Source organism: Streptomyces sp. NPDC031049 (genome assembly GCF_055571015.1).
In genome coordinates, this window is the sequence record NZ_JBVIGC010000031.1 from 13,051 (window position 1) to 39,304 (window position 26,254).

At 70.3% G+C, this 26,254-nt stretch carries 18 protein-coding genes; 10 read left to right on the forward strand and 8 right to left on the reverse strand.

The genetic code is table 11. From position 1 onward, the window contains the following. Positions 1-164: 164 nt before the first annotated feature. The gene (eccD, locus tag ACZ45Q_RS32955; RefSeq protein ID WP_468268480.1) at positions 165-1,679 is read right to left on the reverse strand and encodes a type VII secretion integral membrane protein EccD; all 1,515 of its coding nucleotides are present in this window, start codon (positions 1,677-1,679) and stop codon (positions 165-167) included. Positions 1,680-2,086: 407 nt separating this feature from the next. Here eccD and eccCa point away from each other — a divergent pair, with 407 nt between their 5' ends. The 6 genes from eccCa to ACZ45Q_RS32985 all read left to right on the forward strand — a co-directional run bounded on the left by eccCa (position 2,087) and on the right by ACZ45Q_RS32985 (position 10,518). Continuing rightward, the gene (gene eccCa, locus ACZ45Q_RS32960) at positions 2,087-6,064 is read left to right on the forward strand and encodes a type VII secretion protein EccCa (RefSeq protein ID WP_468268482.1); all 3,978 of its coding nucleotides are present in this window, start codon (positions 2,087-2,089) and stop codon (positions 6,062-6,064) included. Then, the gene (locus ACZ45Q_RS32965; protein WP_468268485.1) at positions 6,064-6,315 is read left to right on the forward strand and encodes a hypothetical protein; all 252 of its coding nucleotides are present in this window, start codon (positions 6,064-6,066) and stop codon (positions 6,313-6,315) included. The genes eccCa and ACZ45Q_RS32965 overlap by 1 nt, the downstream gene beginning before the upstream one ends. Positions 6,316-6,435: 120 nt before the next feature. Continuing rightward, a complete protein-coding gene (locus tag ACZ45Q_RS32970; RefSeq protein WP_468268488.1) occupies positions 6,436-6,639 on the forward strand; it encodes a hypothetical protein in 204 nt (67 codons plus the stop codon). 153 nt (positions 6,640-6,792) lie between these two features. Then, positions 6,793-7,239, forward strand: a complete 447-nt coding sequence (locus ACZ45Q_RS32975; protein ID WP_468268490.1) for a hypothetical protein — start codon at positions 6,793-6,795, stop codon at positions 7,237-7,239. A gap of 76 nt (positions 7,240-7,315) precedes the next feature. Continuing rightward, a complete protein-coding gene (locus tag ACZ45Q_RS32980) occupies positions 7,316-9,685 on the forward strand; it encodes a DUF6571 family protein (protein WP_468268492.1) in 2,370 nt (789 codons plus the stop codon). Continuing rightward, a complete protein-coding gene (locus tag ACZ45Q_RS32985; protein ID WP_468268494.1) occupies positions 9,685-10,518 on the forward strand; it encodes a hypothetical protein in 834 nt (277 codons plus the stop codon). The genes ACZ45Q_RS32980 and ACZ45Q_RS32985 overlap by 1 nt, the downstream gene beginning before the upstream one ends. Before the next feature lie 274 nt (positions 10,519-10,792). On the opposite strand, the gene ACZ45Q_RS32990 is transcribed toward ACZ45Q_RS32985, so the two are convergent. The 7 genes from ACZ45Q_RS32990 to eccB form a co-directional block, all read right to left on the reverse strand. After that, positions 10,793-11,095, reverse strand: a complete 303-nt coding sequence (locus ACZ45Q_RS32990) for a WXG100 family type VII secretion target (RefSeq protein WP_468268497.1) — start codon at positions 11,093-11,095, stop codon at positions 10,793-10,795. Between the two features lie 49 nt (positions 11,096-11,144). Continuing rightward, positions 11,145-11,486, reverse strand: a complete 342-nt coding sequence (locus ACZ45Q_RS32995) for a WXG100 family type VII secretion target (protein WP_468268500.1) — start codon at positions 11,484-11,486, stop codon at positions 11,145-11,147. 84 nt (positions 11,487-11,570) lie between these two features. After that, complete coding sequence (locus ACZ45Q_RS33000) at positions 11,571-12,674, reverse strand: S8 family serine peptidase (RefSeq protein ID WP_468268503.1); 1,104 nt, start codon at positions 12,672-12,674, stop codon at positions 11,571-11,573. Between the two features lie 202 nt (positions 12,675-12,876). After that, a complete protein-coding gene (locus ACZ45Q_RS33005) occupies positions 12,877-14,622 on the reverse strand; it encodes a WXG100 family type VII secretion target (protein WP_468268506.1) in 1,746 nt (581 codons plus the stop codon). After that, on the reverse strand, positions 14,622-15,056 hold the full coding sequence (locus tag ACZ45Q_RS33010; protein ID WP_468268509.1) for a hypothetical protein: 435 nt from the start codon (positions 15,054-15,056) through the stop codon (positions 14,622-14,624). The genes ACZ45Q_RS33005 and ACZ45Q_RS33010 overlap by 1 nt, the downstream gene beginning before the upstream one ends. Before the next feature lie 239 nt (positions 15,057-15,295). Beyond that, the gene (gene mycP, locus ACZ45Q_RS33015; RefSeq protein ID WP_468268512.1) at positions 15,296-16,558 is read right to left on the reverse strand and encodes a type VII secretion-associated serine protease mycosin; all 1,263 of its coding nucleotides are present in this window, start codon (positions 16,556-16,558) and stop codon (positions 15,296-15,298) included. A gap of 14 nt (positions 16,559-16,572) precedes the next feature. Next, on the reverse strand, positions 16,573-18,108 hold the full coding sequence (gene eccB / locus ACZ45Q_RS33020; RefSeq protein ID WP_468268515.1) for a type VII secretion protein EccB: 1,536 nt from the start codon (positions 18,106-18,108) through the stop codon (positions 16,573-16,575). A gap of 218 nt (positions 18,109-18,326) precedes the next feature. Here eccB and eccE point away from each other — a divergent pair, with 218 nt between their 5' ends. The 4 genes from eccE (at position 18,327) to ACZ45Q_RS33040 (ending at position 26,244) form a co-directional block, all read left to right on the forward strand. Next, positions 18,327-19,643: a type VII secretion protein EccE gene (gene eccE, locus ACZ45Q_RS33025; RefSeq protein WP_468268518.1), complete on the forward strand. Its 1,317-nt coding sequence runs from the start codon at positions 18,327-18,329 to the stop codon at positions 19,641-19,643. Continuing rightward, positions 19,640-20,470 carry a hypothetical protein gene (locus ACZ45Q_RS33030; RefSeq protein ID WP_468268521.1) on the forward strand — a complete coding sequence of 277 codons (831 nt, stop codon included), beginning with the start codon at positions 19,640-19,642 and terminating at the stop codon, positions 20,468-20,470. The genes eccE and ACZ45Q_RS33030 overlap by 4 nt, the downstream gene beginning before the upstream one ends. 335 nt (positions 20,471-20,805) lie before the next feature. Continuing rightward, positions 20,806-24,111 carry an SCO5717 family growth-regulating ATPase gene (locus ACZ45Q_RS33035; protein WP_468268524.1) on the forward strand — a complete coding sequence of 1,102 codons (3,306 nt, stop codon included), beginning with the start codon at positions 20,806-20,808 and terminating at the stop codon, positions 24,109-24,111. A 282-nt stretch (positions 24,112-24,393) separates the two neighbouring features. Further along, positions 24,394-26,244 carry an ABC transporter substrate-binding protein gene (locus ACZ45Q_RS33040; RefSeq protein WP_468268527.1) on the forward strand — a complete coding sequence of 617 codons (1,851 nt, stop codon included), beginning with the start codon at positions 24,394-24,396 and terminating at the stop codon, positions 26,242-26,244. Positions 26,245-26,254 lie beyond the last annotated feature (10 nt).

A 26,254-nucleotide genomic window follows, 5' to 3' on the forward strand; every position in this document is an offset into this window, starting at 1 on the left:
GCGGGGCCGGCGGGGGGCTCTGGGGCGGCTGCATGGCGGGGGGGCGGACCGAAGCTCACGCGGATCGCTTTCTGCCGGAACGTCGTCGGAGGCGCACGGTGTCGGAGGCGCACGGTGCCGGCGCGACGATCACGTGTCGCGCCGGGGGCTCGTCGGCCGGCCCGTCATCCCGTCATCGACCGCACGGACGCGTAGACGTCGAAGACGGCGAGCGCCAGCGGGACCAGGGTCAGCAGGACGAAGGCCTCGGCGATCTCCAGGAAGCGGCCCCAGAAGGGGGTGAGGCCGCTGCGTGAGGCCATCAGGCCGATGGAGGTGATCAGCGCCGCCGCCACCGCGATGGCCGCGACGAGCCAGATCGTACGGAGGTCCAGATCGCCGCGGTCCCCCGCCAGCGCGTCGCGGACCGCGGCGTTCGGCGGGTTGAGCGCCAGGCCGAGGCCCAGCGCGATCAGGGAGCCGAGTCCGGCGGCCAGCACGGTGGCGACCTGGGCGGTGTAACGGAACAGCTGGGCGCGCATCAGCAGGGCGATCGCGGTGGCCAGGGCCAGCAGCTGGGCCCAGAGGCCGTCGGCGAAGCTGAGGACGAGGGCGGAGCCCACGGCGAGCAGCGAGCAGCCGCCGACCAGGCCGACGAGCAGTTCGTGCCCGCGGCGGGCCTGGGCCTCGATGCGTTCGGCGTCCACCGGTTCCTGCGGCTCGGGGTCGCTGCCGTAGGCGCTGCGCGGGGCGGTGTCCGGCGCCTCGAAGCCGATGGGCAGACGGGCGAAGCGCATGGACATGCCCGGCAGGAAGGCGAGGGCGCCGATGGCCACGGGCGCGCACAGGGCGGCGATCTCGGCCGGGGTCCAGTGCAGCATGAGCGCCAGGAAGGTGATGAGCAGGGCGAGACCGGACGCGGTCGTGCAGGCGACGAACTGGCCGTCGCCGCGCGGGGAGCACAGGGTGAGGATCACCGAGGCCACCAGCACGGACGCGCAGGCGAGCAGGAACTGGAGCTTGCCGATGCCCTGGCCCTCGGAGAGCGACAACAGGCCGGAGCCGGCCACGCCGACGTTGGGGAGGGCGCCGAGCCCCAGGGCGATGGCGGCGCCCCGGTCGTCGTAGACACGGGCGCGGACGCAGCCGAGGACGACGAGGACCACACCGGCGATGCCCGCGAGGATGCCGGGCAGGCTGTGCATGTCGTGCCGTGGGTCGGCGTTCCAGGCGACGAACGCGAGCAGGGCGGGCAGCACTCCGCCGCCGATCAGGCCGGCGGCGCGGGTGAGGTCGCCGCTCCACAGGGAGCGGTCCCGGGTCACCGCGGAGGCGACCGCCTCGGAGACGTCGTCGAACACGGCCGGCGGCAGCGACTCCGAGAACGGGCGGAGGGTGAGGAGTTCACCGTCGAGAATGCGCTGGGCCGCGAAGGACCGGGAGCTGTCCAGGACGGTTCCGTCCCGACGGACGAGGTGGTAGCCGACCGGCGCGCCCTCGGCGGCGGTCTGCCGGGAGAGCCGGAGGATCTCCGGGTAGAGGTCGGCGACCGGGACGTCGTCGGGGAGCGCCACGTCGATCCGGCTGTCCGGCGCGACGATGGTGACACGGCAGAACCCGAGCCCCGTCGCCGCCCCGGCAGGGGCTGCCTGGCCCGGTCCGCCCGTTCCGGTGGCCGCCGTGGAGGCCGTCATGCTCACCTGCTGCTCCCCCTCAGTGCTGCTTGCGTCACTACTGCTGGTGTCACTACTGCTCGAGCCACTACTGCCCGTGTCACTGCCGTCGGCGTCGGTGCCGCCGGCGTCAGTGCCGCTCGTGTGTCCGCGATGTGAAAGTCCTGCGCCGCTTTCCCGGCGTCCGCCACGGGACCGGTCGGTGCGGGGCGGACGAGGGGCCGCGCGGCCGGGCCCGGCGTCCGCGCACCGCGCCACAACGTACGGAATGCCCGCATCCGTCCGTCCAGTTCCCGTGTGCTCACGCGAACATCCGGCACCCTACCGCCCGCCCGCATGTGGTGGGATCAGTAGGATCGCGCGGCGGCCCTCGTCCGCCTGACACGGGGTGGCGGACGGCAAATCCGGCGGGCCGGCAAGGGGATTGGTGAAGTGTGAGCCAGATCGTCGTCAAGCGTCCGCCTCGGGCGCTGCCGCCAGCGGTGCCCACGGGCAAGGTGGCCGTCCAGCCACCGCCCGAACTGCCGCGGAATCAGCACGAGAGCGTGCTGATGCAGCTGCTGCCGACGCTCGGCATGGGCGGCTCGGTCGTCTTCTTCTTCACCAGCGGACAGCCCTTCATGCGCATCATGGGCATGGTGATGATCGCGTCGACGATCGCCATGTCGATCGCGATGGTGGTCCGCTTCCGCCGCGGCTCCCAGGGCCAGCTCGCCGACCTGCGCCGCGACTATCTGAGCTATCTGTCGCAGACCCGCCGGACCACCCTGGAGACGGCGAAGGCGCAGCGTGACGCCCAGTACTACCTGCACCCCTCCCCCGAGCAGCTGTGGGCGCTGGTCGCCGAGGGCAGCCGGGTGTGGGAACGGCGGCCCGGCGACGAGGACTTCGCGCAGGTGCGGATCGGCCTCGGCCCGCAGCCCCTGGCCACCCCCCTGGTCGCTCCGGAGACCGCCCCGGTCGATCAGCTGGAGCCGCTCACGGCGGGTGCGATGCAGCGGTTCGTCGCGGTCCACAGCACCCTGGACGACCTGCCGATGGCGGTCTCCCTGCGCGCCTTCTACCACGTCACCCTCGGCGGTGAACCCCAGTCCGTACGGTCCTCCGCGCGCGCGTTGACCGGCTCGCTCGCCTCGCTGCACTCCCCCGAGGACCTGATCGTCGCCGTCGCGGCGAGCCGGGAGGCGCTGCCGCACTGGGAGTGGGCCAAGTGGCTGCCGCACGTGCAGGTGTCCGGTGCCGCGGACGGCGCCGGCTCGCGCCGGCTGATCAGCGGCGACCCCCGGGAGATCGAGGACCTGCTGGCCTCGCGGCTGTCCGGGCGGCCCCGCTTCCACCCCAACGCAGCTCCCCTGCCCGAGACCCCGCACATCGTCGTCGTCCTCGACGGCGTGTCCCTGCCGCCGGAGTCCATGCTGGCGAGCCCCGAAGGCCTCCAGGGCGTGACGCTCGTGGAGGTCGGCGAGGGCGAGCCGACCGGGGTCCGCGGTGACCTCTCCGTCGTCGTACGGCCACACGCGGTGCGCCTGGAGTCGGCGCACGGCGCCGTCTACGAGGGGACGCCCGACGCCCTGTCGTACGAGTCCGCCGAGGCGCTGGCCCGGCAGCTGGCGCCGCTGCGCATGGCCTCGGGCGGCGACGACGACGAACCGCTGCTGGCGAACCTGGAGTTCACGGACCTGCTGAACCTCGGCGACGCCGCCTCTATCGACACCCGGCGCACCTGGCGGCCCCGGTCGCAGGCGGAGCGGCTGCGGGTGCCGATCGGCGTCGGCGAGGACGGCCGCCCGGTGATGCTCGACATCAAGGAGGCGGCGCAGGAGGGCATGGGCCCGCACGGCCTGTGCGTGGGCGCCACGGGTTCCGGCAAGTCCGAGCTGCTGCGCACGCTGGTGCTGGGCCTGGCCGTCACCCACTCCTCCGAGACGCTGAACTTCGTGCTCGCGGACTTCAAGGGCGGTGCCACCTTCGCCGGTATGGCGCAGATGCCGCACGTCGCGGCCGTGATCACCAACCTGGCCGACGACCTCACCCTCGTCGACCGCATGGGCGACTCCATCCGCGGCGAGCTCAACCGCCGCCAGGAGATGCTGCGGGACGCGGGCAACTACGCCAACATCCACGACTACGAGAAGGCGCGCGCGGCGGGTGCCCCGCTCCAGCCCATCCCGTCGCTGCTGCTGGTCATCGACGAGTTCAGCGAGCTGCTGACGGCGAAGCCTGACTTCATCGACATGTTCGTGCAGATCGGCCGCATCGGCCGGTCGCTGGGCGTGCACCTGCTGCTGGCCTCGCAGCGGCTGGAGGAGGGCCGGCTGCGCGGCCTGGAGACCTATCTGTCGTACCGCATCGGTCTGCGCACGTTCTCGGCCGCCGAGTCGCGCGCGGCGCTGGGTGTGCCGGACGCGTACGAGCTGCCGAACGTGCCCGGGTCCGGCTTCCTGAAGTTCGGCACCGACGAGATGGTCCGCTTCAAGGCGGCGTACGTCTCCGGCGTCTACCGGTCCGGTTCCCAGCGGAACGCGTCGGCGGGCGGCCCGCTGCCGGTGGACCGGCGGCCGGTGCTGTTCACCGCGGCGGAGGTGCCGGTGCGGTACGCGCCGGTGCCGCGGCAGGGCACGAACGCGGCGGACGGCGCCGGCGACGTGGACGACGCGCTGGCGGACACCGTGCTGGACGTGGTGGTGCGCCGGCTGGAGGCGCAGGGGCCGGCCGCCCACCAGGTGTGGCTGCCGCCGCTGGACAGCCCGCCGTCGCTGGACGGGCTGCTGCCGGGTCTGACGGCCGTGGAGGGCCGGGGCCTGACCCAGCCCGGCTACGAGGGGGCCGGGCGGCTCGTGGTGCCCGTCGGCATCGTCGACAAGCCGTTCGAGCAGCGCCGTGACCCGCTGTGGGTGGACTTCTCCGGCGCGGCCGGCCACATGCAGATCCTCGGTGGTCCGCAGTCCGGCAAGTCGACGCTGCTGCGCTCGCTGATCTGTTCCTTCGCGCTCACCCACACGCCCCACGAGGTGCAGTTCTACGGGCTGGACTTCGGCGGTGGCGGCATGTCCGCGGTGGCCGGGCTGCCGCACGTCGGCGGTATCGCCTCCCGGCTGGACCCGGAGAAGGTGCGGCGCACGGTGGCGGAGGTCTACGGCGTCCTGGCCCGCCGTGAGGAATACTTCCGCGCTTCGGGCATCTCCTCCATCGCCGAGTTCCGCACCCGCCGCGCGCGGGGCGAGATCTCGGTCACCGACCAGCCGTGGGGCGACGTCTTCCTGGTCGTCGACGGCTGGGCCAACTTCCGTACCGAGTACGAGGCACTCGATCCGGTGATTCTCGACATCGCCGCCCGGGGCCTCGGCTACGGCATCCACCTGGTCCTGTCGGCGTCCCGTTCGATGGAGGTGCGCTCGGCGCTCAAGGACAGCCTGCTGAACCGGCTGGAGCTGCGGCTCGGCGACACGATGGACTCCGAGCTGGACCGCAAGGTGGCCGCCAACGTGCCCACCGGGGTGCCCGGCCGGGGTCAGTCGCCGCAGAAGCTGCACTTCATGGCGGCGGTGCCGCGCATCGACGGCCTGACCTCCGACACGGACCTGGCGGACGCCACGGCGGCGCTGGCGGCCGAGGTGTCCCGGCACTGGCAGGCGCCGGGGGCGCCGGAGGTCCGGCTGCTGCCGCGCGAGTTCCCCGCGGAGCAACTGCCCGCGGGGAACCGCTTCCCGCGCCGCGGTGTCGCGTTCGCGCTGGACGAGGACAACCTGGAGCCCGTCTTCGTCGACTTCGACCAGGACCCGTTCTTCCTCGTCTTCGGCGAGAGCGAGTCCGGCAAGTCGAACCTGCTGCGGCTGCTGATCAAGCAGCTGACGACGCGCTACTCGGGTGACGAGTGCAAGCTGTTCGTCGTGGACAACCGGCGTTCGCTGCTGGGTGTCACCCCGGACTCGCACCTCGCCGAGTACATCCCGATGTCCAACGCCATGGAGCACCACATGGTGGCCCTGGCCGACCTGATGAAGCGCCGCACGCCGACCGCCGACGTCACCCCGCAGCAGCTGCGGGACCGCAGCTGGTGGCAGGGGCCGACGGTGTACGTGGTCATCGACGACTTCGACCTGGTCGCGACGTCCAGCGGCAATCCGCTGAGCGGGCTGACGGAACTGCTGCCGTTCGCCCGCGACGTGGGCGTGCGCTTCATCCTCGCCCGCTCCACCGCCGGCGCGAGCCGCGCCTCCTACGAGGCGTTCATGCAGCGCATCAAGGAGCTGGGCGCCCAGGGCGTGGTCCTGGCGGGCGACCCGGCCGAGGGCGACGTCCTGGGCGGCGTCCGTCCCCGGCCGATGCCTCCGGGGCGCGGCGTGTTCGTGTCGCGGCGGCGGGGGCGGCCGCTGGTGCAGACGGGGTTGGTGGCGGAGGAGGGGCTCTGATGGCCGGGGTCGGTGTCGTACTGGTCCTGCTCGCCCTGTGGCTCGGCGGCATGGGGCTGGCCGATCAGAAGGCTCTGTGGTGGCGCTTCCAGGCCCGGCGCTTCAGCGATCCGGAAGCCCATGAGCCGTCCGAGTCGGGCTATCGCGCAAGGCGCGCGGTGCTGCTCCTCCTTGCGGGCACGATGGCGGCTATCGCCGTGTGGTGGTTCACGAGCATCGACTACTTCGAATCGGGCGGCATCAGGGATTGACATCCGAAGGGGCTCGTGACGCCACCGTGCGTCGGTACGGCGGACGGGTCCCGTTTCCGTCCGCCGTGGCTTTCACCAGGACCAAACCCAAGTAGATGCCGCGCCGCACGGGAGCAGCCGGTGGACACAATGGACCCAGCGCCGCTGCCTTTCCTCTTCCTCGGCTGTCTCTTCGCCCTGAACTTCAAGGGGCTGGCCGACCGGGCACAGCAGCTGGCGGCTCGCCGTATGCCGATGATCGGCTCCTCGGTCACATTCCGGGTCATGGGCTGGGTGCGGATTTTCATGGGCGGTTCCGTGTTCGCGCTGGACATGCTGAGCTGAGCAGAACGTTCCGGTTCAGGCACTTTGCTGCGATGAGTCCGCCTGGACACAGGGAGGCCTCCGGGCACTGGGCCTAGAGGCCGGCACCGGAGATCGCGTTGTTACCCTGTCGAGGGCACGCCAATCGAACCGGACGACGGGGGCCATGGAGTCATGACGGAGTCTGTCCCAGGGCAGTACGACGGTGGGGTGAGTCAACCGGTCGGAATGCGATTGAATCAGTATCCGGCCGATCCGGGAGGCTCCCCGGGACCGGTCGGGGGCGGCCAAAAGGACCTCGCATCCACCCCCGCACAGAAGAAGGCCGCGGCCAAGGCCCTCCAGGACCACATCGAGCCCGACACCCGTAAGGCGGGCGATTGGGCGGACGAGAAGACCAACAGCGCGGTCAAGGCATTCGCGGCGAAGGACGGTGACGGCTGGGTCACCTCGACGGCGCTGAAGAAGGCTCACAAGACCTGGGGCGAGCAGGTACAGAACCTGATGAATCGCCTGGCATCCGAGAAGGAAGCTCTGCGCAGCACCAACATCCTCTTCCAGAACACCGACTTCGGCGTGGGACTGGGAGTGCGCAAGTCGTCCAACCTCGACGCCTACTGAGTCGCCGCCCACTTCCGCCAACGATCGTTCACGTCAACGCGCTCAACGGGGACCCATGCCGACGTACCACGAGATCATGACGACCGACCTGTCCGCGCTCACCACGGCGGCCGACGGCTGGGACGACATGGCCAAGGAGTTCGAGAAGCAGGAGAAGGCTTACAAGCGGGATGTGCACGGCATATCCATGGGCCAGTCCTGGCTCGGACTGAGTGCGGACGCCGCCAACCGGCGCTTCGACATCACCCTCAAGGAATATCAGAACGCCCAGACCGAGGCGAAGGCCATCGCCTCCCTTCTCCGTGATGCGCACACCCAGTTCGTCGACCTGCGGGGCAAGCTCAGGACTGCCCGCCAAGAAGCCATCGAAGCCGGGATGAAGGTGTCCGACCAAGGCGTTGTTGTCTACGACACCGAACGACTCAGCGAGGGCAGCCGCGCCGCCTACCGTCACGATCCTGACTTCCAGGAGAGCGTCCGGAAGAGCGTCCGGTCCTGGCAGGACCGCATCGACCGGCTTGTCAAGGATGTGACCGACGCGGACAAGGGCGTGGAGATCGCCTTCAACGCCGTCGTCATCGATTCCGACGCCACCGACGGGACACTCAATGGCTTCAACGGCCAGGCGAAAGGCGACATCGAGAAGTACGAGGCAGAGAACGCCAAGGACATCGCGACACGCCTTGCGGGCGGCGAGAAGATCCCGGCGGCTCAGCTCGCCGAACTCGACCGCGCCTTCCGCGACAACTCGGGCAACAAGGCGTTCAGCCAGACCTTCTTGAACAGCCTTGGCGTCGACGGAACGATCCGGCTCACCAATCGCCTGAACGACCTGGCCTACTTCGACGCCAAGGGCGAGAAGAAGGCGTTTCTTGGAATTCAGAAGGGTCTGGCGGAAACGCTCGCAACGGCCACCAGGGTGCCGACGTTCGGGACGGATGGGCGGCCGCTTCCACCTGGGTCCAAGGACACACAGCTCAAACTCGGCACCAAGGAGTACGCCAAAGCCTTCCAGAACTGGAAGGTCACGAGCGACGCAGCCTTCTACAACAAGTGGTTCGAGCAGCTGGAGTCGGCCGGGGCCAAGGAGTACGCCCTCAAGACCGCGGACCTCCACAGCATCACCATCGGGGGTGACGGCGCACGTGGCTATCAGAGCATCGTTACCCTGATGCAGCACGGCGGCAACTACAGCGGCGCCTTTCTTCATGAAATGGCCGACCAGATCCGCAGCGTGGAAGACCCGAAGCTCGGCGGTGACCCGGACGCCTGGGACATGGATCACAAGTTCGACTCGTCGGCGCCGGGCAAGACCGACGGATGGTTCGCCAACGACCCGCTGGACGGCCTGCTCGGCGTCATGAGCAAGCATCCGGATGCGGCGACAGCATACTTCGACCCGGCCCATCAGGCAGGGAAGGACAGGCTCCACTACCTCCAGGTGGACCGCGACTGGAATCTCGTCAACGAATACCAGACGAGTATGAAGGACGGCGTTTCGGTCTACCGCCGCGACATCCAGGACGCCGACAGCTTCTCCGGCTTCGGCGCAGCTCTGGAGGCCGCGATGACCGGCTACGCCCCTGGAACCACTCCCCCGTCGGACAGTTACTCACAGCATTCGCCCGCAGAGACCAGGATTTTCGAAGAAATGGTGAGGTCCTACGGGGATGCGGGCATCAAGGATCAGGGCAACGCGATCCCCCAAAACATGCGTCAGAACTTCGCCAACGCCATTGCGTACTACCCCAGCGACGTGTACCAGATCCTTGGAAAGGATGCCGACTTCTCCGGCTCCGAACTTTCCACTGAGCCCAACGACCTCGACATCAAAGACACATCGCTGATCAGGTTCATTCGCGAGGTGTCCGCAGACGGTGGCGCCTACAGGACTGTTCACGATTCACAAGTGTCTTTCGCCGCCGCTCAGATCGGCGATTTGACCAAGGACGACCTGTTGGCCCCGCCGACCGAAAACACAAACCAAACCGACAAGGCCAATGGCGTCTACAGGGAAGCCGGACATGTCATGGGCAGCCTCGATCAAGTTCGGGCGGATGTCTTGATCGACCAGCGCGACAGCGAAATCGGAACAAACAACTGGAACAAGACTTACAAGTACCACGTCTACGGCGCCGCAGTCACCGGTTTCCCGGTGATCGGCGACAGTGTGCAGCGGCTGATCGACATCGGGACGGGCAAGCAGGCGGAGGATCTCAACAACGAGGTCACCAACCGAACCAGAGAACAACTGATCAACCACTACGAAGATCACGGTTATCCCCGCCTGCGGAACATGATCCATCAACAGGCCATGGACGTCGGGGTCACGGAAGAGCAGATCACGGCGACCGGAGGAAGGATGTCCGATCTGACGGCGACGGCCAGGGGCGCCTACGGTGACGGCCTTCTCGGAGCCAAGGGATCCACGGGGGAGCAGGGCTGATGAACGACGCACCCGGAAGCACTCGACGGCTCCGTCGAGCGCCTCTTGTGACCTCGGCAGCGGCCATCGCCGCTCTTGTCGTTGGTGGCAGCGCCTTCTTCTTGTCGAGAGACGACTCGCCTGATCCTGGTGAAGGCCTCTGCTGGTCTCTCATCTCGCCGGCCGAGGAGCAGAAGGCGCGGCCGCTCGAGGAGTGCGGTGACGAGCTGGAGACGGCCATGACCGGGCGCCCTGCGGGGCAGGCTGCTCCGCAGAGGGCCTCCAGGCACTCCGCAGAGCAGGTGAGAACGACAGAGCGCGTCATCAGCACCTACGCGGGGCGCGAATCACCCGGCGTACCGGAAGAAATTCGCCAGAACCTGGCGAACGCACTCACTCACTACTCGTTCGACGTGTCCGAAATTCTTCGCACAGACGTAGATTTTTCGAGCCCCAGTTTTTCCACGGCTCCAAACGACCTGGACGTGTCGTCCGAAACCCTGAAGGACTTCCTTGTCGAACTGGCGACGGACCCTGACGCTTTCGCCACCGTCTACGCATCTCAGCGCAACCACATCGTCCAGCAAATCGGCACGCTCACGCGCACCGACTTCACGAGCGCCCCCTCAGGCGACACGGACAGGCCCCTTGGAGTGATGCGAGAATCCGGGCGGGCCGCAGGGATACTGGCCAGTATTGCCGTGGAGACCTCTTCCGGAGATGCCGAGAAGTATGGATGGCCCAGCCTGAGAAGCACCATCAGCAGCCAAGCACAAAAGGTGGGAGCGCATGACGGGCGTCGCCTCGAGGTTTTGTACCGCGAAGCTAAGGAATCCTTTAATGACTGGTCTTGAGGCGCCTTACGAGTTGCGTCACATGCCGTGAGCGGTTTGGTTGCAGCGCCCCCTACTTCAGAAGGACCAGACGGCAGCGAGGGGTGACACGGCGCAACTCCACCCAGGATGCCCGGTCAGACCCGCTGAGGCCATCCTCTCCCACACACCATCTCCGGCATCCCCGCTGGCCAGGAGAGCTCGGAATCCCTGGAACCATCGCACCACACAGAACAGGGTGGGCACCTCCCGCGCATGCCCACCCTGTCGTCGTTCGTGTTGGCTCGGGGACGCCCTACATGAAGTAGCTGGCGCCCTTCAGGTCGCCGCCGCGGTAGTCACCGCCGGCGAGGCCGACGCGCTTGCTGATGCTGACGAGGGCCTGGTGGATGCCGGAGGCGTGGCGGTCCCACTCCTTGGACTTCTTGGTGAACTCCTCGTACGCTTCACCGCCCCAGCCCGCGGCTGCGTCCAGCACGGCCTTCTTCAGGGCCTCGAGGTCCTCCTCGAGCTTCTTGGCCTGGTCGCCGAGTTCGGTCGCGAGCGCGTCCATCGTGCCGTACTTGACGGCGAGTTCGTCGTAGTGCGGAGTGGGCATGTCTTCCTCGTTTCTCTGAGGGCCGGCGGGTGGTGGTCGGTGGCTCGGGTCAGTACTTGCTGAGCGCCGAGGTCTTGCCGCCCAGGTCTTCCACCGAGATCTGGGCGATGTCGGCCTCGATCTGGTCCTCGAGCTTGCGCTTGTCGGTCTTGTTCATCTGGATGCCCTCGAGGAACTCGTCCAGCATCCGGCCGATCGCGGCCATGTGGGAGTTGATCTCGGTCTGCTTCTTGTCGAAGGCGAGGGCGCCCTGGCCGGTCCAGCTCTTCTCGATCATGTCGATCGTGCCCTGGAGCCTGGCGAGCGAGGCCCTGATCGAGTCGTAGCGGTCGATGACGTTGGTCTGGAGCTTCTGTACCTGGGCCTCGTAAAGCTTGCGGCCGTCAGTCATGTCGGCAAGTCCCTTCGTGAGAACGGTGAGTTGCTGCTGTGTGTCACCGCGTGGTGGTAGGGGTCGGTTCCGATGGGGGTGTCTCTATGCGCCTCGCCGTGAGCGGACCACCGCGAAGGCGCCGCCACCGATCACCAGGACGGCCGCCACGGTGCCCAGGGTCACCCAGAGCGTGGTGTTGCCGGAGGCGTCCGCCTCGGAGCCCGTCGCGGAGGCCTGGCCGTCCGACGTGTCGTTCGAGGGCTTGGGGTCCGGTGAGGTGGAGGCGCTGACCGGCTCCCCGGATTCGTCCAGGACGCCTGCGGCGTTCTCCTTGGCGAGGGGGTCGGTGTTCGGCGGGCCGGGCTTGAAGTCGCTGTTCTCCAGGACCTTGCGGGGGCGGATCAGGCCGTAGCCGAGGTAGGTGCTCGGGTTGTCCTTGGCCCAGTCGCGGCCGGCGGTGTCGATGAGGCTGCCGAGCACCTGGTTGGCGGTCCAGTCGGGGTGGGCGGACCAGATGAGGGCGGCGGAGGCGGAGGTGAGGGCGGTGGCGGAACTCGTGCCTCCCCCGTGGTCGCAGTACGAACGGAAGTTCTCGTCACACCAGACAGGCATGTTCGTGCCCGGGGCCGCAAGGTCGACGTAGTTGCCGTGCTCTGAGAACTTCGCGGCCTTTCCGGCCTTGTCCGTGGCGGCTACGCCGACGACATAGGGATACGCCGCGGGGTACCCCAGTGGGCTGCCCTCCTCGGCATCGTTTCCCGTCGCGGCAAACATCAGCTTCCCCTTGGAATGGGCGTACTTGATTGCCGCCAACTGGTCCGGGTCCTCGGCGTCGACACCGAAAGACATGCTCATGATCTTCACGTCGCTGTCAGCCACGGCTCGGATCACGCGTGCGACGTCAGGGGCGTTCTCCACCATGGTGGGGTGGTTCGGACCGGTCAGTGCAATCCGATAGGGAACGATCTTCGCTCCCGGAGCCAGTCCCTTGAGACCACCGCCCGAGCCAGTGCCGGCAATCAGCTCTGCCATGGTCGTGCCGTGACCCACGTAGTCCTCAGTCGCCTTGTAGGCCAGCCCCTTAGGTACTTCGTCGACAAGTACTTGTCCCCTGAGCGAGGGCGTACTCGGGTTGACCCCTGTGTCAATGACGGCGACTTTCACGCCCTTGCCGGTGCTCACCTTCCACATTTCGTCGGTCTTCATCGCCGACAAGTACCACTGTTGAGATTGGGCATCGTCGGCGACCACACTTGGTGCAAGGCCCGTAGATGCCAGGGCCAGAGCCGCAAGCGTTGAGCAGAGGACGGAAATTCGTCCCCTGTTTCGTCTCACGACACGCGTGTTCCGCCTGTCGCGTCGGCCGATCCCTGCCACCATGCCTCTGTTCACCCTCGTCCTCGTCCGGTCAGTTACTCGCCGGGCCCCCGTCGCGCCGCTCCCTGCGGCGCGTACCTCCCTCTCGGGAACTCTGTTGGCCCGCAGGCCTGCGGGCCGTGTCGGGGACCGCTTCCCTGCTCCGCGCCCCAGAAACAGGACCTCGTGGTGCTCCGATCGCGCCCCCGGAGGCTGAGGTAGTTCCACGAGACGTCTGTCCCGTCGAGGCCGCTGCGGGCCCGCCGATCACGCCCCTCTGGTCAAGCCTTCCGCTCGTCCTGCTCTGAGGAGAAGGCACGCCTTCGCCGCCGATGACTGTGCCCCTTGACAACTTGGAGCCCTTGTCCACCGAAGCCGAGCCGGTTACCGGCCTGCCGCCGACGACGCCGTCGCTGGTACGACCAGTGATGCCGCGGGCCGGGGGTGCAGTGGCCCCCATCGGGCCCACGGGACTGCGCGGGGCGGCGGTGGGGTGCCCGGTCACCGGCCCGGCAGGGTTCGGCATCCCACCCACAATGCCGCGCCCCACAGGACCACTCACCGGGCCTCCCGCTTGTCCCGGCCTGCCGGTGGCGCCCACCGGCCCGAGAGGACCTGTTCCACGGCTTCCTACTGGCCCTGGTGCAGTGGCACGCGGGCTCTGAGGAACAGGACCGGAGCCAGTCCGCCCTGCGGCAATGGGACCTGAGGTGCCCGTGGTACGTCCCTGCACCGATGGAGGGACCCTGTTCACAGGTACGCCATGGGAGCCCGCAGCGCGCCCGGTGAGGCCCCGCGCGACGGGCAGGGGGGCGCCGGGAGCCATGGGAGGCAGGGGGCCCGTCGACGTGGACGGACCAACCGTCGAAGGCGGCGCGACGTTGGTCGGCTTCGCTGTTTCCTGAGGCGGCAGGGCACCGACTGTGTTGATCTCCGTGCCCACCGCCCGCTGCAGCGGCGCGTCGGGCTCCAGCTTCGCTGCCGGCATCGGCTGCTCCTCAGCCGCATGCGTCCGCGCCAAGCCACCGGTGGCAGATTCCTGGGAGGTGACGCGCGCACCGCCGACAGGCCCGAGGGATGCTTGGCCCGTTTGCGGGGGCTCAGGAACCCGGTAATCCGGAGTCGGCTGCGGCACCCCCACATCCGGCATCTTGGGAAACACCGGCTCCTCGGCCTTCTTCATGTGGCCCGCCGACACCGTGTAGAACGATGCCAGGCGGTACATCTGGTTGATGGCCTCCTGGCGGTTCTTCTCCGCCTTCACCGCCGCCGTGTACTCGTCGTTGCTGTCGACCCGCTTGGCCTCGGGGATGTCCTCGACCGTCTTGCGTTCGCTGCGGTTGTCGCGCGGGGGCATGGACTTGCGGACCGAGGCGAGGCCCGAGCCGGCGGCCATGACCTGGGTGCCGATGACGTCGGCGTAGTCGCCGATGCCTTCCGCCGTCTTGACCAGGTCCTTGGCCCAGCTGTCGAAGGCGGTGTGGGCCTCGCCCTGCCAGTCGACGTCGGGCAGGTTGTCCTTGAGCTCCTGGGCTGCCTTCTTGATGGCCTCGCGGGCGTCGACCATGGCCTGGCCCGCGGATTCCAGCAGCTCGGGGTTGGCGGACTCAACGATGTCGATCATGTCGTTGAGGTCGTAGCCCTCGAAGTTGGTGCGGGCGAAGTGGATGCCTCGGGCGGAGCCGAACGGGCTCATGATCCTGGTCATCATCATGACCGCGTCGAGCGTGCCGTTCTGCGCCAGGGCCTCCTGGCGCTCCTCCGCGTAGAGGTCCGGCTTGTTCTTGTCGTCGCTCATCAGTACCCCGCGTCCGTGTGGTCGGCGTGGTTGTCCCGCTTGATCTCCGGCCTCAGCATCTCTTCCCGCGTCTGGTTGACCATCGTGCGGATCTGGTGGAACCGGTAGCGCTGTTCTTCCTCGAGGTTGTCGAAGGTCACGTCGATGCCGTGCACCGCGATCTGCATCGCTTCCAGTTGGAGTCCGAGCGACTTGGAGAGCGCCGTGAGGCGCTCGTGCACGCGCTCGTACTCGAGGTGCAGCATCTTGGACTCGGGGAAGGCGCCGGTGCCGAAGGCCGTTGCCGGCAGACTGTGCGTTCCGACCTTGGACGCGCCGCCCGCCGACTCCTCGAACGTGGTGAGCAGGTCGTCGATGCGCTTCTTGAACGTCGACAGCGCCATCACTCCGCGGCGCACGTCCGCGGCGCTGCCGCCCCCGTCTGCAGGAAGCATGGTGCTTTCCCTCCCCGTTTCCCCGTGGTGTGGCCGGTCCCGCGCCAGTCGCCGGGCGGCTCACGCCGACACGGCGATCATGACCACCATGGCACCACTTTAGTGACTGACACCGACAGCCCCAACTGCCATATGCAACAGCACTGCTACCGATCGGCGGCCGCGCTTCCGGTCTTCACATGATCCGCACCCTTCCCACCTGGGCCTCGTCCCGTCCGGCAGGTGAGGAGCGGTTTTGGTCACGTTGCAGTCGGGCCACTGCGAACCCCCGCCCCCCGCCCCCTCCTGCGTGCGTCACGGAGGGCCACCGCGGTCCCGCCGAGGCCCGCTACCAGGACCGCCGCTCCGACGGCCACGTACGTGGCGAGGCGGGCGTTGCGTTCGTCGGGGGTTTCGCCCAGGGGGAGTTCCGCCGCGGCCGGTGCCTCGGCCCTGGCGAGGCCCTCCTGGGGGCGGGGTGACTCGATCGGGCGGCCGTCCTCGGTCAGGGCTCGGACGGGGTCCACCACGCCCCAGCCGACGAGGCGGTCGCGGCCCGCGATGGTGCGTTCCGCGGTCTGTTCGATCTGGGCGACGATCTGGCGCTGGGTCCAGTCGCGGTGCTTGGCCTTGATGAGCGCCGCGAGGCCGGCGACGTACGGTGCGGAGAAGCTCGTACCGTTGTCGGAGCAGTGGCCTCCCCGGGGGACGGTCGAGATGATGTCGACGCCCGGTGCCGCCACGTCGACGAAGTCGCCGGACTGGGAGAACGAGGCGCGTTCGTTGTTGCGGTCGGAGGCGGCGACGGCGAGGACGCCCTCGTAGGAGGCGGGGTAGGTCTTCTTGACGTTGCCGCCGAGTCCGTCGTTGCCCGCCGACGCGACGACGACGATCTCCTCGGCGAGGGCGGCGTCGACGGCGGCCTTCAGATCCGGGTCCGGGGTGGCGGCGTCCGCCGTGTCCTGGGAGATGTTGATGACGTCCGCGCCGGCCTTCACGGCGTAGCGGATCGCCGCGGCGAGGCTCGCGGTGTCACCGTGGCCCTCCGCGTCGTTCTGCTGGATCGGGATGATGGTCGCCTCGGGCGCAAGGCCGACGAACCCGGTCTTGTCGTCCGGGCGGGCGGCGATGATGCCGGCGACCTTGGTGCCGTGGCCGACGGTGTCGGTGGTGCCGTTCTCGCTGCCCCGTTCGATGGGGTCGCCGTTGTCGTCCTTCAGGCCCTTGGGGAGGAAGTTGCGGCCGCTCTTGACGTCCACCGCGCCCTTCAGCTGCGGGTTCTTCACGTCGACGCCGGTGTCGATGACGGCGACCCGTACGCCCTTGCCCTTGGACTGGTTCCACAGCTCGTCGAGTTGTACCCGTTGGAGGGACCAGGGCCGGCCGGGGTAGACGTCGTTCGGGTACTCGCACTGGTCGGAGAACGAGTCCTCGGCGGCGGCCGGCTGCGCCAGGGTGAAGGGCATCGCCAGCAGAGCCGCGGCGACCGCCGTGGAGCGGAGCAGGAGGTGGCCGTGTCGCATCGTTGCCCCTCCCCTCACGAGCCCTGTGGCTGGCGGGCCGCGGCCGTGGACAGGCGGGGGCCGGTGGGCAGGAACGCGGACCAGGCGGCGGGGATCGGTGCGGGGTCCACGTCGGCGTAGCCGAGGCGCGTCTGGGCCTGCCGGGCCTCCTGTTCCAGCTGCTTCCGTTCCTTCTCCGACATGCCGATCCCGGCGTCGTCGGTGGCGCTGTCCGCGTTGGACTGGAGCACGTAGCGCAGGCCGGTGTCGGTGACCAGGAAGACCGGGCCCGCCTTCGTCTGCGCGCCCTTGAACTGCCGGTAGAGCTGACCGGAGCCGGGGGTGACATAGGCACTGGAGGAGCCGGCGGGGAGGTCCGCCGGGAAATCGGTGCCCGCCCAGGTGCTGAGGGTGGTGGTGCCCTTGCCGTCGACGCCGCGCAGCACGTTGCATACCGTGTTGCGGCTGCCCTTGGCGGCCGACGCCTCGTTGACGGCCTGGGGGGTGCCGCTCGGCCAGGTGTGCTCGGTGCCGAAGGGCTTGCCCGGGACGATCGCGCCGGGACTCGTCTCCAGCGCCTGGCCGGCCTGACCGACCTGGGCAAGGTCCTTGCTGAACAGCAGCAGTTGGGCGACGAACGCGGAGACGGGTGCCACCCGCTCGGGCAGCACGACGTAGTACTGCTCCTTGTTGTTGTCGAACGCCTTGAGCACCGTGCCGACCTTGTCCGCCTCCGCGCCGAGCTGTCCGGGGGCGTTGGCGGGTGTGCCGGGGGTGCCCTCGATCTCGGGGAAGGTGATCGGGTCGCCCTGGTGGAGGGTGGCGAGCCACTCGCGGGACACCCGCTGGGGCTCGCGTCCGGAGCCGACGACCGTGCGCAGCAGCAGTTCCAGGTCGGATCCGGTGTCCAGCTTGTCGATCTGGTACGCCGTGCCGCCCGGGTCGACGACGTAGCGCTTGCCGGCGGGGTCGGCCACGTAGAGCAGTTCGCCGCCGGTCAGCTTCTGCTTGCCCTCGGTCAGCTTCCGCTCGCGGTCGGCGAGGACCAGCGCGGCCTTCTGGATGGAGCGGCCGCCGGCACTCGGGCGTTCGCAGACGACCCACCGCTTGGCGGAACCCGCCTCCTTGGCGGAGGGCAGGCGGTCGGGCGCGTAGGGGATGCCGATGGTGACGCCGTGCGGGATCTTGCCGCTGTCGAGGACCGACTCGCTGACGGTGACGACGTCGCCCTTGTTGGGGGCGAGGAGGAGCTTGGCCGACGCCATGTTGAGCACCGGGTGGAGCTGGACCTCGTCACCGGTCTTCAGGACGACGTACCGGGTGGTCGACTTGCTGGCGATGATCACCTTCTCGTTGGGGGTGTCCCAGCCCTTGGGCGCGGTCGGCTTGAACATGCCCCAGGCCCCGAAGACGGCCATGATGATCACGCCGATGACGAGGCCGGGTACGACGCCGCGCAGGGGGCGCGGGGCGCCTTCCTCGGAGCCCTGCGGGAACGACTGGACGAAGGCAGCGAGCAAGCGGCGCTTCGCGAAGGTGTAGGCGTTGAGCTGATCCCGCCGAGATGCCATTGGTGCGTGTCTCTCCCCGTGTCCCGCCCGTGTCCGCCTGGGTTGCGCCTGGGCGACGCCGAGGACCGCCGTCCCCCGCCCGCCGATGTCAGACGCGGCCCCTACTATGCCTGGTGTGAGGAGCGGTCGGCGGAGCGGGTAGGGTGCCTGGGCCCTGTGCGGCCTGGTGTCTGCGCTGGAATTCCAGCGAGTTGTGAGCAAATTGGGGGGATGGAGTGATGGCTTCCGGAACGCGGGCCTCGCGCCGTGACCGGACCAGGTCGCGCGGCTCCGCGGAGCCCGGGTCGGGTGCGGCGCGGCAGCCGTCCGCGCGGGGCGGTCTCCATCTCAAGGTGCGCGCGGGCGGGACGGGTTCGTTCCGGCTGCAACGGATCGTCCTGGTGGAGCTCGCCGCCGCCGTTCTCCTCGTCGGCTGGGCCGTCGGCACCGTGGCGCTGGCGGTGGCCGGCGTCGTCGCCGTCGCGCTGGTCCTGCTGGCCTTCGTGCGCCGCAGGGGCCGCTCCCTGCCCGAGTGGGTCGCCACGGCACGCGCCCTGCGCGCGCGGCAGAAGCGCGCCGCGGAGCTGGTGATCCCGCCCGGCACCGAGCCGGGACTGGCCCCGGCCGTGGAGTGCGATCCGAGTCTGCGCACCTATGCCTGCGGTGGCCGGGAGCGGCGGCCGGTCGGGATCGTCGGGGACGGCACCTTCGTCACCGCCGTGGTCCAGGTGGAGGCCGACGCCACGGCCCTGCGGGCCGAGCGGAGCCGACGGCCGCTGCCGCTGGCTGTGGTGCGGGACGCGCTCGAAGTCGACGGGATCCGCCTGGAGTCGGCGCAGGTCGTGCTGCACACCCAGCCCGCCCCCGCGCTGCATCTGCCGCGTCAGTCGGTCGCCGTCAGCAACTACGCGCCGCTTCAGGAGCAGACCGGCGCCCCCGCCGTACGCATCACCTGGATCGCGCTGAAACTCGCCCCCGAGCAGTGCCCGGAGGCCGTGGCCGCCCGGGGCGGTGGCCTCGTCGGTGCGCAGAAGTGCGTCGTGCGCGTGGCCGACCACCTCGTCAGCAGGCTCACCGGCGCCGGTTTCCGGGCCACGGTGCTCGACGAGGAGGAGCTGACCTCGGCCATCGCCACGTCGGCCTGTGCCAACCCGCTGGTGACGGCCGAGGCCGGGCGGGCGGAGCGGCAGGAGCGGCGCACCGAGGAGTCCGGCCGCAGCTGGCGCTGCGACAACCGCAGGCACACCGCGTACTGGATCCGCAGATGGCCGCAACTGGGCGGTGACCGCGGGTCCTCGCTGCCCCAGTTCGTCGCGATGATCACGGCGGTTCCCGCGCTCGCCACCACCGTCAGCCTCACCCTCGCGCGCGGGGACGGGCAGGAGATCTCGCTGCGCGGTCATCTGCGGGTCACCGGTCGCAGTGCCGAGGAACTGACCGCGGCACGCCGCGCGCTGGAGGACGCCGCCCGCTCGGCCGGCGCGGCGCTGGCCCGGCTCGACCGGGAGCAACTGCCCGGTGTACTGGCCACTTTGCCCCTCGGAGGTGTTCGGTGACGACCATGACGACACGGAACGCCGACGGGCCGGACGCGGCGGCATCGGGGGCCTCGCGGGGGCCGCACGGCGCGCAGCCGGATGCCGCCGGGACACCGCGGCCGGCCGGCGGGCGGGCGGCCGGCCTGCTGCGCACCGGTTTCGGCCTGCTCGGTCCGCGCCACGGGCGGCACGCGCTCTCCGCCGACGACCTGGACACCTTGACCCTGCCCATCGGGGACGACGGTGTGGTCATCGGCGTGGACGCCGAGGGACAGCCCGCGGTGCTGGGGCTGAACCGGCCCACGCCGTACGAGGTCGTGCTGATCGGCGGTCTGTGGACGGCCCAGGTGTTCGCGCTGCGGGCGGCGGCGACCGGCGCGCGGGTGGCCGTGGAGACCGGGCGGGCCCACGCCTGGTCGCAGATGGTGCACGCCATGGGCGGCGGACAGAACGGGCTTGCGGTCTACGACGTGGGACGGGTCCCGCCGCTGGGTGCCTCCGCCGGTACGCCGGTGCTGGTGGTGCGGGACTGCGGCATGCGGCCGCCGCGCGGCCGGGTGGTCTCCGGCCCCTGGCGGTCGGTGCTGACGCTGCTGCCGTATCTCAGCCCGGTCGCGCCCAGGTTGGTGCGGCAGGCCAGGCTCGTGGGTGTGCAGCGGATATCGCCGGACGAGGCGGCGGAGCTGGGCCGGACGATGGCGCTGCCGAGAGGCGACGTGGACTCGCTGCCGACCCTCGCCGACGGCGTCACCCTCTGGTGTGCCGACCGCGACCGGCAGTACGTGATGACGCAGCCGACCGATGCGGAGATCGGGCTGCTCGGAACGCCGCGACGGATGGACTGACGTCGCAGCCGCATCGCCGCCGCCGGGTGAGCGGGGATGCGAGGGGTCCCGGACGGCCGGCTCGGTTGGGGGAGATGGCCGGATTGTGACGTACCGGACGTGCAGCGAGCGGTGGACGGGCCTGCCGGGGTGCCGGTGATGGTGATTAGGCTGGGAACGGGCGCGGCGCCTGAACCCGTGGACCGGGTGTCGGTGTCCCAGGGGGATTCGGTGGGTCGGTCGACCGCGAAGCGGGCGGCCTCGCAGCGACCTCGAACGGCCTCGAACAACTTCGGATGACGATAAACGGTCGCCCCGGCACGGCTTGAGGGTGCTCGACCACACCAGGAGGAACTGTGAGCAGCGATCGGGACGGGATCCGCGGGGGCTGGGCGACACCCGGCGATGACCAGCCCGATGCGGAGTCGGCCGTCGAAGCGACCGGCGAGTTCACCATCGACTACGCGCCGCCCGCGTGGTACACGCAGAACGCGGGTGGCGGTTCCGGGCAGGGCGGCGGGGCTCCCGAGGTCCCCAGGCTGCCCGCCGACAGCGGGTTCGAGCCGCAGACCATGCCTCCGCCGGCCGTGCCGACCGCTCCTCCCGCCGCACCCGCGCCGCCGTCCGTCACGGCCACGCCGCCGTCCACCGTGCCGGCTTCGGCCGCGGACGGGTTCCCGTTGGCGAGGCCTGCCGCCGCTGCGGGCGAGGAGGAGGCCGAGCCCGCTCAGGAGCCGGTTCCGGCACCGGACAACGGTGATCTGGAGAGCGGGGCCACCATGCGCTTCTCCGCCGTCGCGCTGAAGCGGGAGATCGCGGAGCGCGCCGAGGCCGAGGCGGCCGACTCCTCCAGGGCGACGGAGGGCGCCGACGCCGACGAGCAGGGTGGGGCGTCGGTGGGTGCGGACACTGTCGACGGTTCCGGCGGTGCTCTGGCGGGCGGCAACGCCCATGCCGATGCCGATGTCTCTGCGGGTGATGTTGCGGGTGCTGTACGCGAAGAGGCGTCGGCCGAGGACGGGGCCGACGCCGACACCGACACCGACGCCGACACCAACAGCGACACCGACACCGACACCGGGTCCCGCGACGAGGCCTCGACGGACGTGCACGGCGACGGGCCTGTGCAGGACGCGTCCGCGGATGCCGGGGCGGTCGGTGACGGGGCCGTTCCGGAGGGAGTCGAGCCGGAGGCAGGGGCGCCGTCGGACGCGTCGGGCGGCCGGGACGCCGAGTCCGACGGCGGTTCAGGCGCAGGTTCCGGCGCGGATTCCGACGCCGTTTCCGACGCCGTTTCCAGCGCCGTTTCCGACGCCGATTCCGACGACGCGGCCGCCGGTGACTCCCCCCTGGCCGATGCTCCGCAGGGCGCCAGCCCTCAGGCGCCCGCGCCGCAGGACGCCACCGGTGCCGGTGTCCCGGCCGACGCGCCGCCCGCCTGGGCTCCCACGCCGGCGCCGCAGGCACCGGTGCCGCCGTTGCCGCCGTCGTACCAGCCCGCCGCTCCCGCACCGGCGGACCAGTGGCCGGCACAGCCACAGCCCTCCGCCACGCAGCCCTCCGCCGCGCAGCCGCCGGCCGCCCCGCAGCAGCCGCCGGTGCCGCAGCAGCAAGCGCAGCACCCCTTCCAGCCGCAGCCGCCGCAGCACGCGCCCACGGCGTGGAACCCGTCGGCCCCGCAGCCGCAGAACCCGGCCGCAACCCAGCCCGCGCACCAGCCGGCAACCCAGCCCACGTCCCAGCCCGGTTACGGCTTCCCGCAGCCGGACGTCGCGGCCCCCGCGGCCCCGCAGCCCCCGGCGCAGCACCCCACGGCGGCTCAGCCCCCGGCGTCGCAGCCCCCCGCGCAGCACCCGGGCGCCGGTCCCGCCGCGCCCCAGGTGCCCACCGGGTACGGCTTCCCGCAGCCGGGCGTTCCGGGTCCGGACACTCCCCACGCCCAGGGCGGCTACGGGTTCCCCCAGCCGTCCGCCGCCCAGCCCGGCCCGACCCCCGGACCGCACGCCGGACCCACCCCCGGACCGCACGCCGCCCCGACCCCGGGACCGCACGCCGGACCGCAGCCCGGGCACCAGACACCGCCGGACGCCGGCCAGAGCCACGGCACACCGCCGGACGCCGGCCCGGGCCACGGCACGCCGCCGGTGCCCCCGCAGGCGCAGCCGGGTCAGCAGCCCCCGCAGGCCCCCCTCCCCCACGCCCAGCCGCACCACCAGGTGCCGCCCGTCGATCCCCGTACCGGTGCCGCCTGGCCGCAGCCGATGCAGCACGACCAGCGGCAGCCGACCAACCCGGGTGCCGCGCCGCTCGGTTACACCGCGGCCGTGGAGCTGTCGTCCGACCGGCTGCTCAACAACAAGAAGCAGAAGGCGAAGAGCAGCCGTCCGGCGGCCGGCGGAGGCCGGTTCAAGCTGGGCGGGAAGAAGGAGGAGGCCGAGCGTCAGCGGAAGCTGGAGCTGATCCGCACGCCCGTGCTGTCCTGCTACCGGATCGCCGTCATCAGCCTCAAGGGCGGCGTCGGCAAGACGACCACCACCACCGCCCTCGGCTCCACGCTCGCCACGGAGCGGCAGGACAAGATCCTCGCCATCGACGCCAACCCCGACGCGGGTACCCTCGGCCGGCGCGTCCGCCGCGAGACCGGGGCGACCATCCGCGACCTCGTCCAGGCGATCCCGTACCTGAACTCCTACATGGACATCCGGCGCTTCACCTCGCAGGCGCCGTCCGGACTGGAGATCATCGCCAACGACGTCGACCCGGCCGTCTCCACGACGTTCAACGACGAGGACTACCGGCGCGCGATCGACGTGCTGGGGCAGCAGTACCCGATCATCCTGACCGACTCCGGTACCGGTCTGCTCTACAGCGCCATGCGCGGGGTTCTCGATCTCGCGGACCAGCTCATCATCATCTCGACACCGTCCGTCGACGGGGCGAGCAGCGCCAGTACGACGCTGGACTGGCTGTCCGCGCACGGGTACGCCGATCTCGTCGCCCGGTCCCTCACCGTGATCTCCGGTGTCCGCGAGACCGGGAAGATGATCAAGGTCGAGGACATCGTCGCCCACTTCCAGACCCGGTGCCGCGGGGTCGTCGTCGTGCCGTTCGACGAGCATCTGGCCGCCGGTGCCGAGGTCGACCTCGACATGATGCGGCCCAAGGTGCGGGAGGCGTACTTCAACCTCGCGGCCCTGGTCGCCGAGGACTTCACCCGGCATCAGCAGATGCACGGGCTGTGGACGTCCGACGGCAACCCGCCGCCGGTCGCCGCCCCGCCCATGCCGGGCCAGCCGCTCCCCGGCCAGCCGACGCCGGGGCAGCAGCCGATGCCGGGGCAGCCCATGCCGGGACAGCCCGTGCCGGGCCGGCCCGTCCCCGGTCAGCCCATGCCTCCGCAGCAGCCCGGTGGGCAACCCGGGCACCCCGGGCAGTCCGCCCCTTACGGCCAGCCTCCCCAGCAGGCCTCGCACCCCGGCCGGCCCATGCCCGGCCAGCCCATGCCGGGCCAGCCGTACGCCCAGCCCGGTCAACCGCCGTACCCGCAACCGGGACAGCCGGGCCATCCGGGGCAGCAGGTACAGCCAGGGCAGCCGGGCCACCCCGCACAGCCCGGCGACCCCGGCGGCCAGACCCAGCCCCCGCCTTCCCCGCAGTCGTAACGACCGCCACCCGGCCCGACCCGCCAAGGCCCGCGCCCGATCCGGCGCGGGCCTCCTCCGTATCTCCGTGTGCCGGCCCCGGACCGCCGCCACCCCCTGGCCAGCGCCGCGTCACCGGTCTCGACCAATGGGCCGCACATCGCTCGCCAGTTCGCCGTTTCCGCAGGCCACCAGGGGTGCGCGCACCGTTGACGGGCCCGGACGCCGCTGGTACACCTGACCCACTCCACCCACTGATCAACCCGTCCTACCCGTGCGAGCGATGACGCGAGGTCAGCGACCATGGACACGAACGATCAGTACGGCAAGCCCCCTTCCTCCACCACCCGCACCATCGCCCTGGCGGGCGCCGCCGCGCTCGCCCTCACCGCCGCCCTCGCCTCACCGCTCGCCCCGGCGCCGCCGCAGGCCCACGCGGCCGACGACGGCAAGAAGGTGCTCACCGTCGCGGTGGCCCAGAGCGTCGACTCGCTGAGCCCCTTCCTGGCGGTCCGCCTGGTCAGCACCAGCATCCACCGGCTGACGTACGAGTACCTGACCAACTACGACGCCGAGGACAACCGCGTCATCCCGGGCCTGGCCACCAAGTGGGAGTCGTCGCCGGACAAGCTGACCTGGACGTACACGATCCGTTCCGATTCGAGGTGGTCGGACGGCAAGCGGGCCACGGCCGAGGACGCGGCGTGGACGTTCAACAAGATGATGACGGACGACGGAGCGGCCACCGCCAACGGCAGCTTCGTCGGCAACTTCCGCGAGGTCACCGCGCCGAGCCCCACCGAACTGGTCATCGAGCTGAAGAAGCCGCAGGCCACGATGACCGCGCTCGACGTGCCGATCGTGCCGAAGCACGTCTGGGAGAAGGTCGAGGACTTCTCGAAGTACAACAACGACAAGCAGTTCCCCGTCGTCGGCAACGGCCCGTTCGTCCTGACGGACTACAAGGCGGACAGCCATGTGCGGCTGAGGGCGAACAAGGACTTCTGGCGCGGCGCCCCCAAGTTCGACGAGCTGCTGTTCAAGTACTACAAGGACGGCGACGCGGCCGTCGCGGCGCTCCAGAAGGGCGAGGTGTCCTTCGTGTCGGGGCTGACGCCCGCCCAGGCGGACGCCCTCGCGCAGCAGGAGGACGTCCACGTCAACGACGCGCCCGGCCGCCGCTTCTACGCCCTCGCCACCAACCCCGGGGCGCGCGCCGGCAACGGGGAGCGGTTCGGGGACGGACACCCCTCGCTGCTGGACCAGCGGGTCCGGCACGCCCTGTTCCGGGCCGTGGACCGGAAGACCGTCATCGACAAGGTGTTCCAGGGGCACGCCGTCGAGGGCCGGGGTTACATCCCGCCCCGCTTCTCGCAGTACTTCTGGGAGCCGTCGCCGCGGCAGGAGCTGTCCTACGACCCGAAGGAGGCGGCCCGCCTGCTCGACCAGGCCGGCTACCGCACCGACGACCAGGGCCGGCGCCTGGGCAAGGACGGCGAACCGATCACCTACCGCGTCCTGTGCCACGCCACCGACCCGAACGACAAGGCGATCGGCAAGTACCTCGAGGAGTGGTGGGGCGACCTGGGCATCGGCGTGGAGCTGAACTGCCTGGACAACGTCACCGATCCCTGGCTCGCCGGCGAGTACGACCTCGCCTTCGACGGATGGTCCGTCAACCCGGACCCCGACTTCGTCCTGTCCATCCACACCTGCGCGGCGCTCCCGGCCACCCCGGAGGAGACGGGCGCGACCGACAACTTCATCTGCGACACGACGTACGACCGGCTGTACGCGCAGCAGCTCGCCGAGTACGACCCGGACAAGCGGGCGGACATCGTCAAGCGGCTCCAGTCACGGCTGTACGACCTGGGGTACATGAACGTGATGGCCTATCCGAACGCCGTCGAGGCCTACCGCACCGACCAGATCGAGTCGATCACGACGATGCCGGCGCGGGCGGGCAACATCTACGGCCAGGACGGCTACTGGAGCTGGTGGTCCGCGGTGCCGGCCGACGACGCGGACGCGGCGGAGGGGAGTTCCTCCTCGACCGGCGTCGTGGCCGGGATCGTGGCGGGTGCCGTCGTCCTCGCGGGGCTCGTGGCCTTCGCGGCGCTGCGCCGCCGGGCCACCGCCGACGACCGTGAATAGGCGCGGGTGC

Bases quoted from the DNA above. Each gene is read 5' to 3' on its own strand.
- ACZ45Q_RS32965 (WP_468268485.1), top strand. From the start codon at position 6,064: ATGGCCGGGGTCGGTGTCGTACTGGTCCTGCTCGCCCTGTGGCTCGGC.
- ACZ45Q_RS32975 (WP_468268490.1), top strand. From the start codon at position 6,793: ATGACGGAGTCTGTCCCAGGGCAGTACGACGGTGGGGTGAGTCAACCG.
- ACZ45Q_RS32980 (WP_468268492.1), top strand. From the start codon at position 7,316: ATGACGACCGACCTGTCCGCGCTCACCACGGCGGCCGACGGCTGGGAC.
- ACZ45Q_RS32985 (WP_468268494.1), top strand. From the start codon at position 9,685: ATGAACGACGCACCCGGAAGCACTCGACGGCTCCGTCGAGCGCCTCTT.
- ACZ45Q_RS32990 (WP_468268497.1), bottom strand. From the start codon at position 11,095: ATGCCCACTCCGCACTACGACGAACTCGCCGTCAAGTACGGCACGATG.
- ACZ45Q_RS32995 (WP_468268500.1), bottom strand. From the start codon at position 11,486: ATGACTGACGGCCGCAAGCTTTACGAGGCCCAGGTACAGAAGCTCCAG.
- ACZ45Q_RS33000 (WP_468268503.1), bottom strand. From the start codon at position 12,674: ATGAAGACCGACGAAATGTGGAAGGTGAGCACCGGCAAGGGCGTGAAA.
- ACZ45Q_RS33005 (WP_468268506.1), bottom strand. From the start codon at position 14,622: ATGAGCGACGACAAGAACAAGCCGGACCTCTACGCGGAGGAGCGCCAG.
- ACZ45Q_RS33010 (WP_468268509.1), bottom strand. From the start codon at position 15,056: ATGCTTCCTGCAGACGGGGGCGGCAGCGCCGCGGACGTGCGCCGCGGA.
- mycP (WP_468268512.1), bottom strand. From the start codon at position 16,558: ATGCGACACGGCCACCTCCTGCTCCGCTCCACGGCGGTCGCCGCGGCT.
- eccB (WP_468268515.1), bottom strand. From the start codon at position 18,108: ATGGCATCTCGGCGGGATCAGCTCAACGCCTACACCTTCGCGAAGCGC.
- eccE (WP_468268518.1), top strand. From the start codon at position 18,327: ATGGCTTCCGGAACGCGGGCCTCGCGCCGTGACCGGACCAGGTCGCGC.
- ACZ45Q_RS33040 (WP_468268527.1), top strand. From the start codon at position 24,394: ATGGACACGAACGATCAGTACGGCAAGCCCCCTTCCTCCACCACCCGC.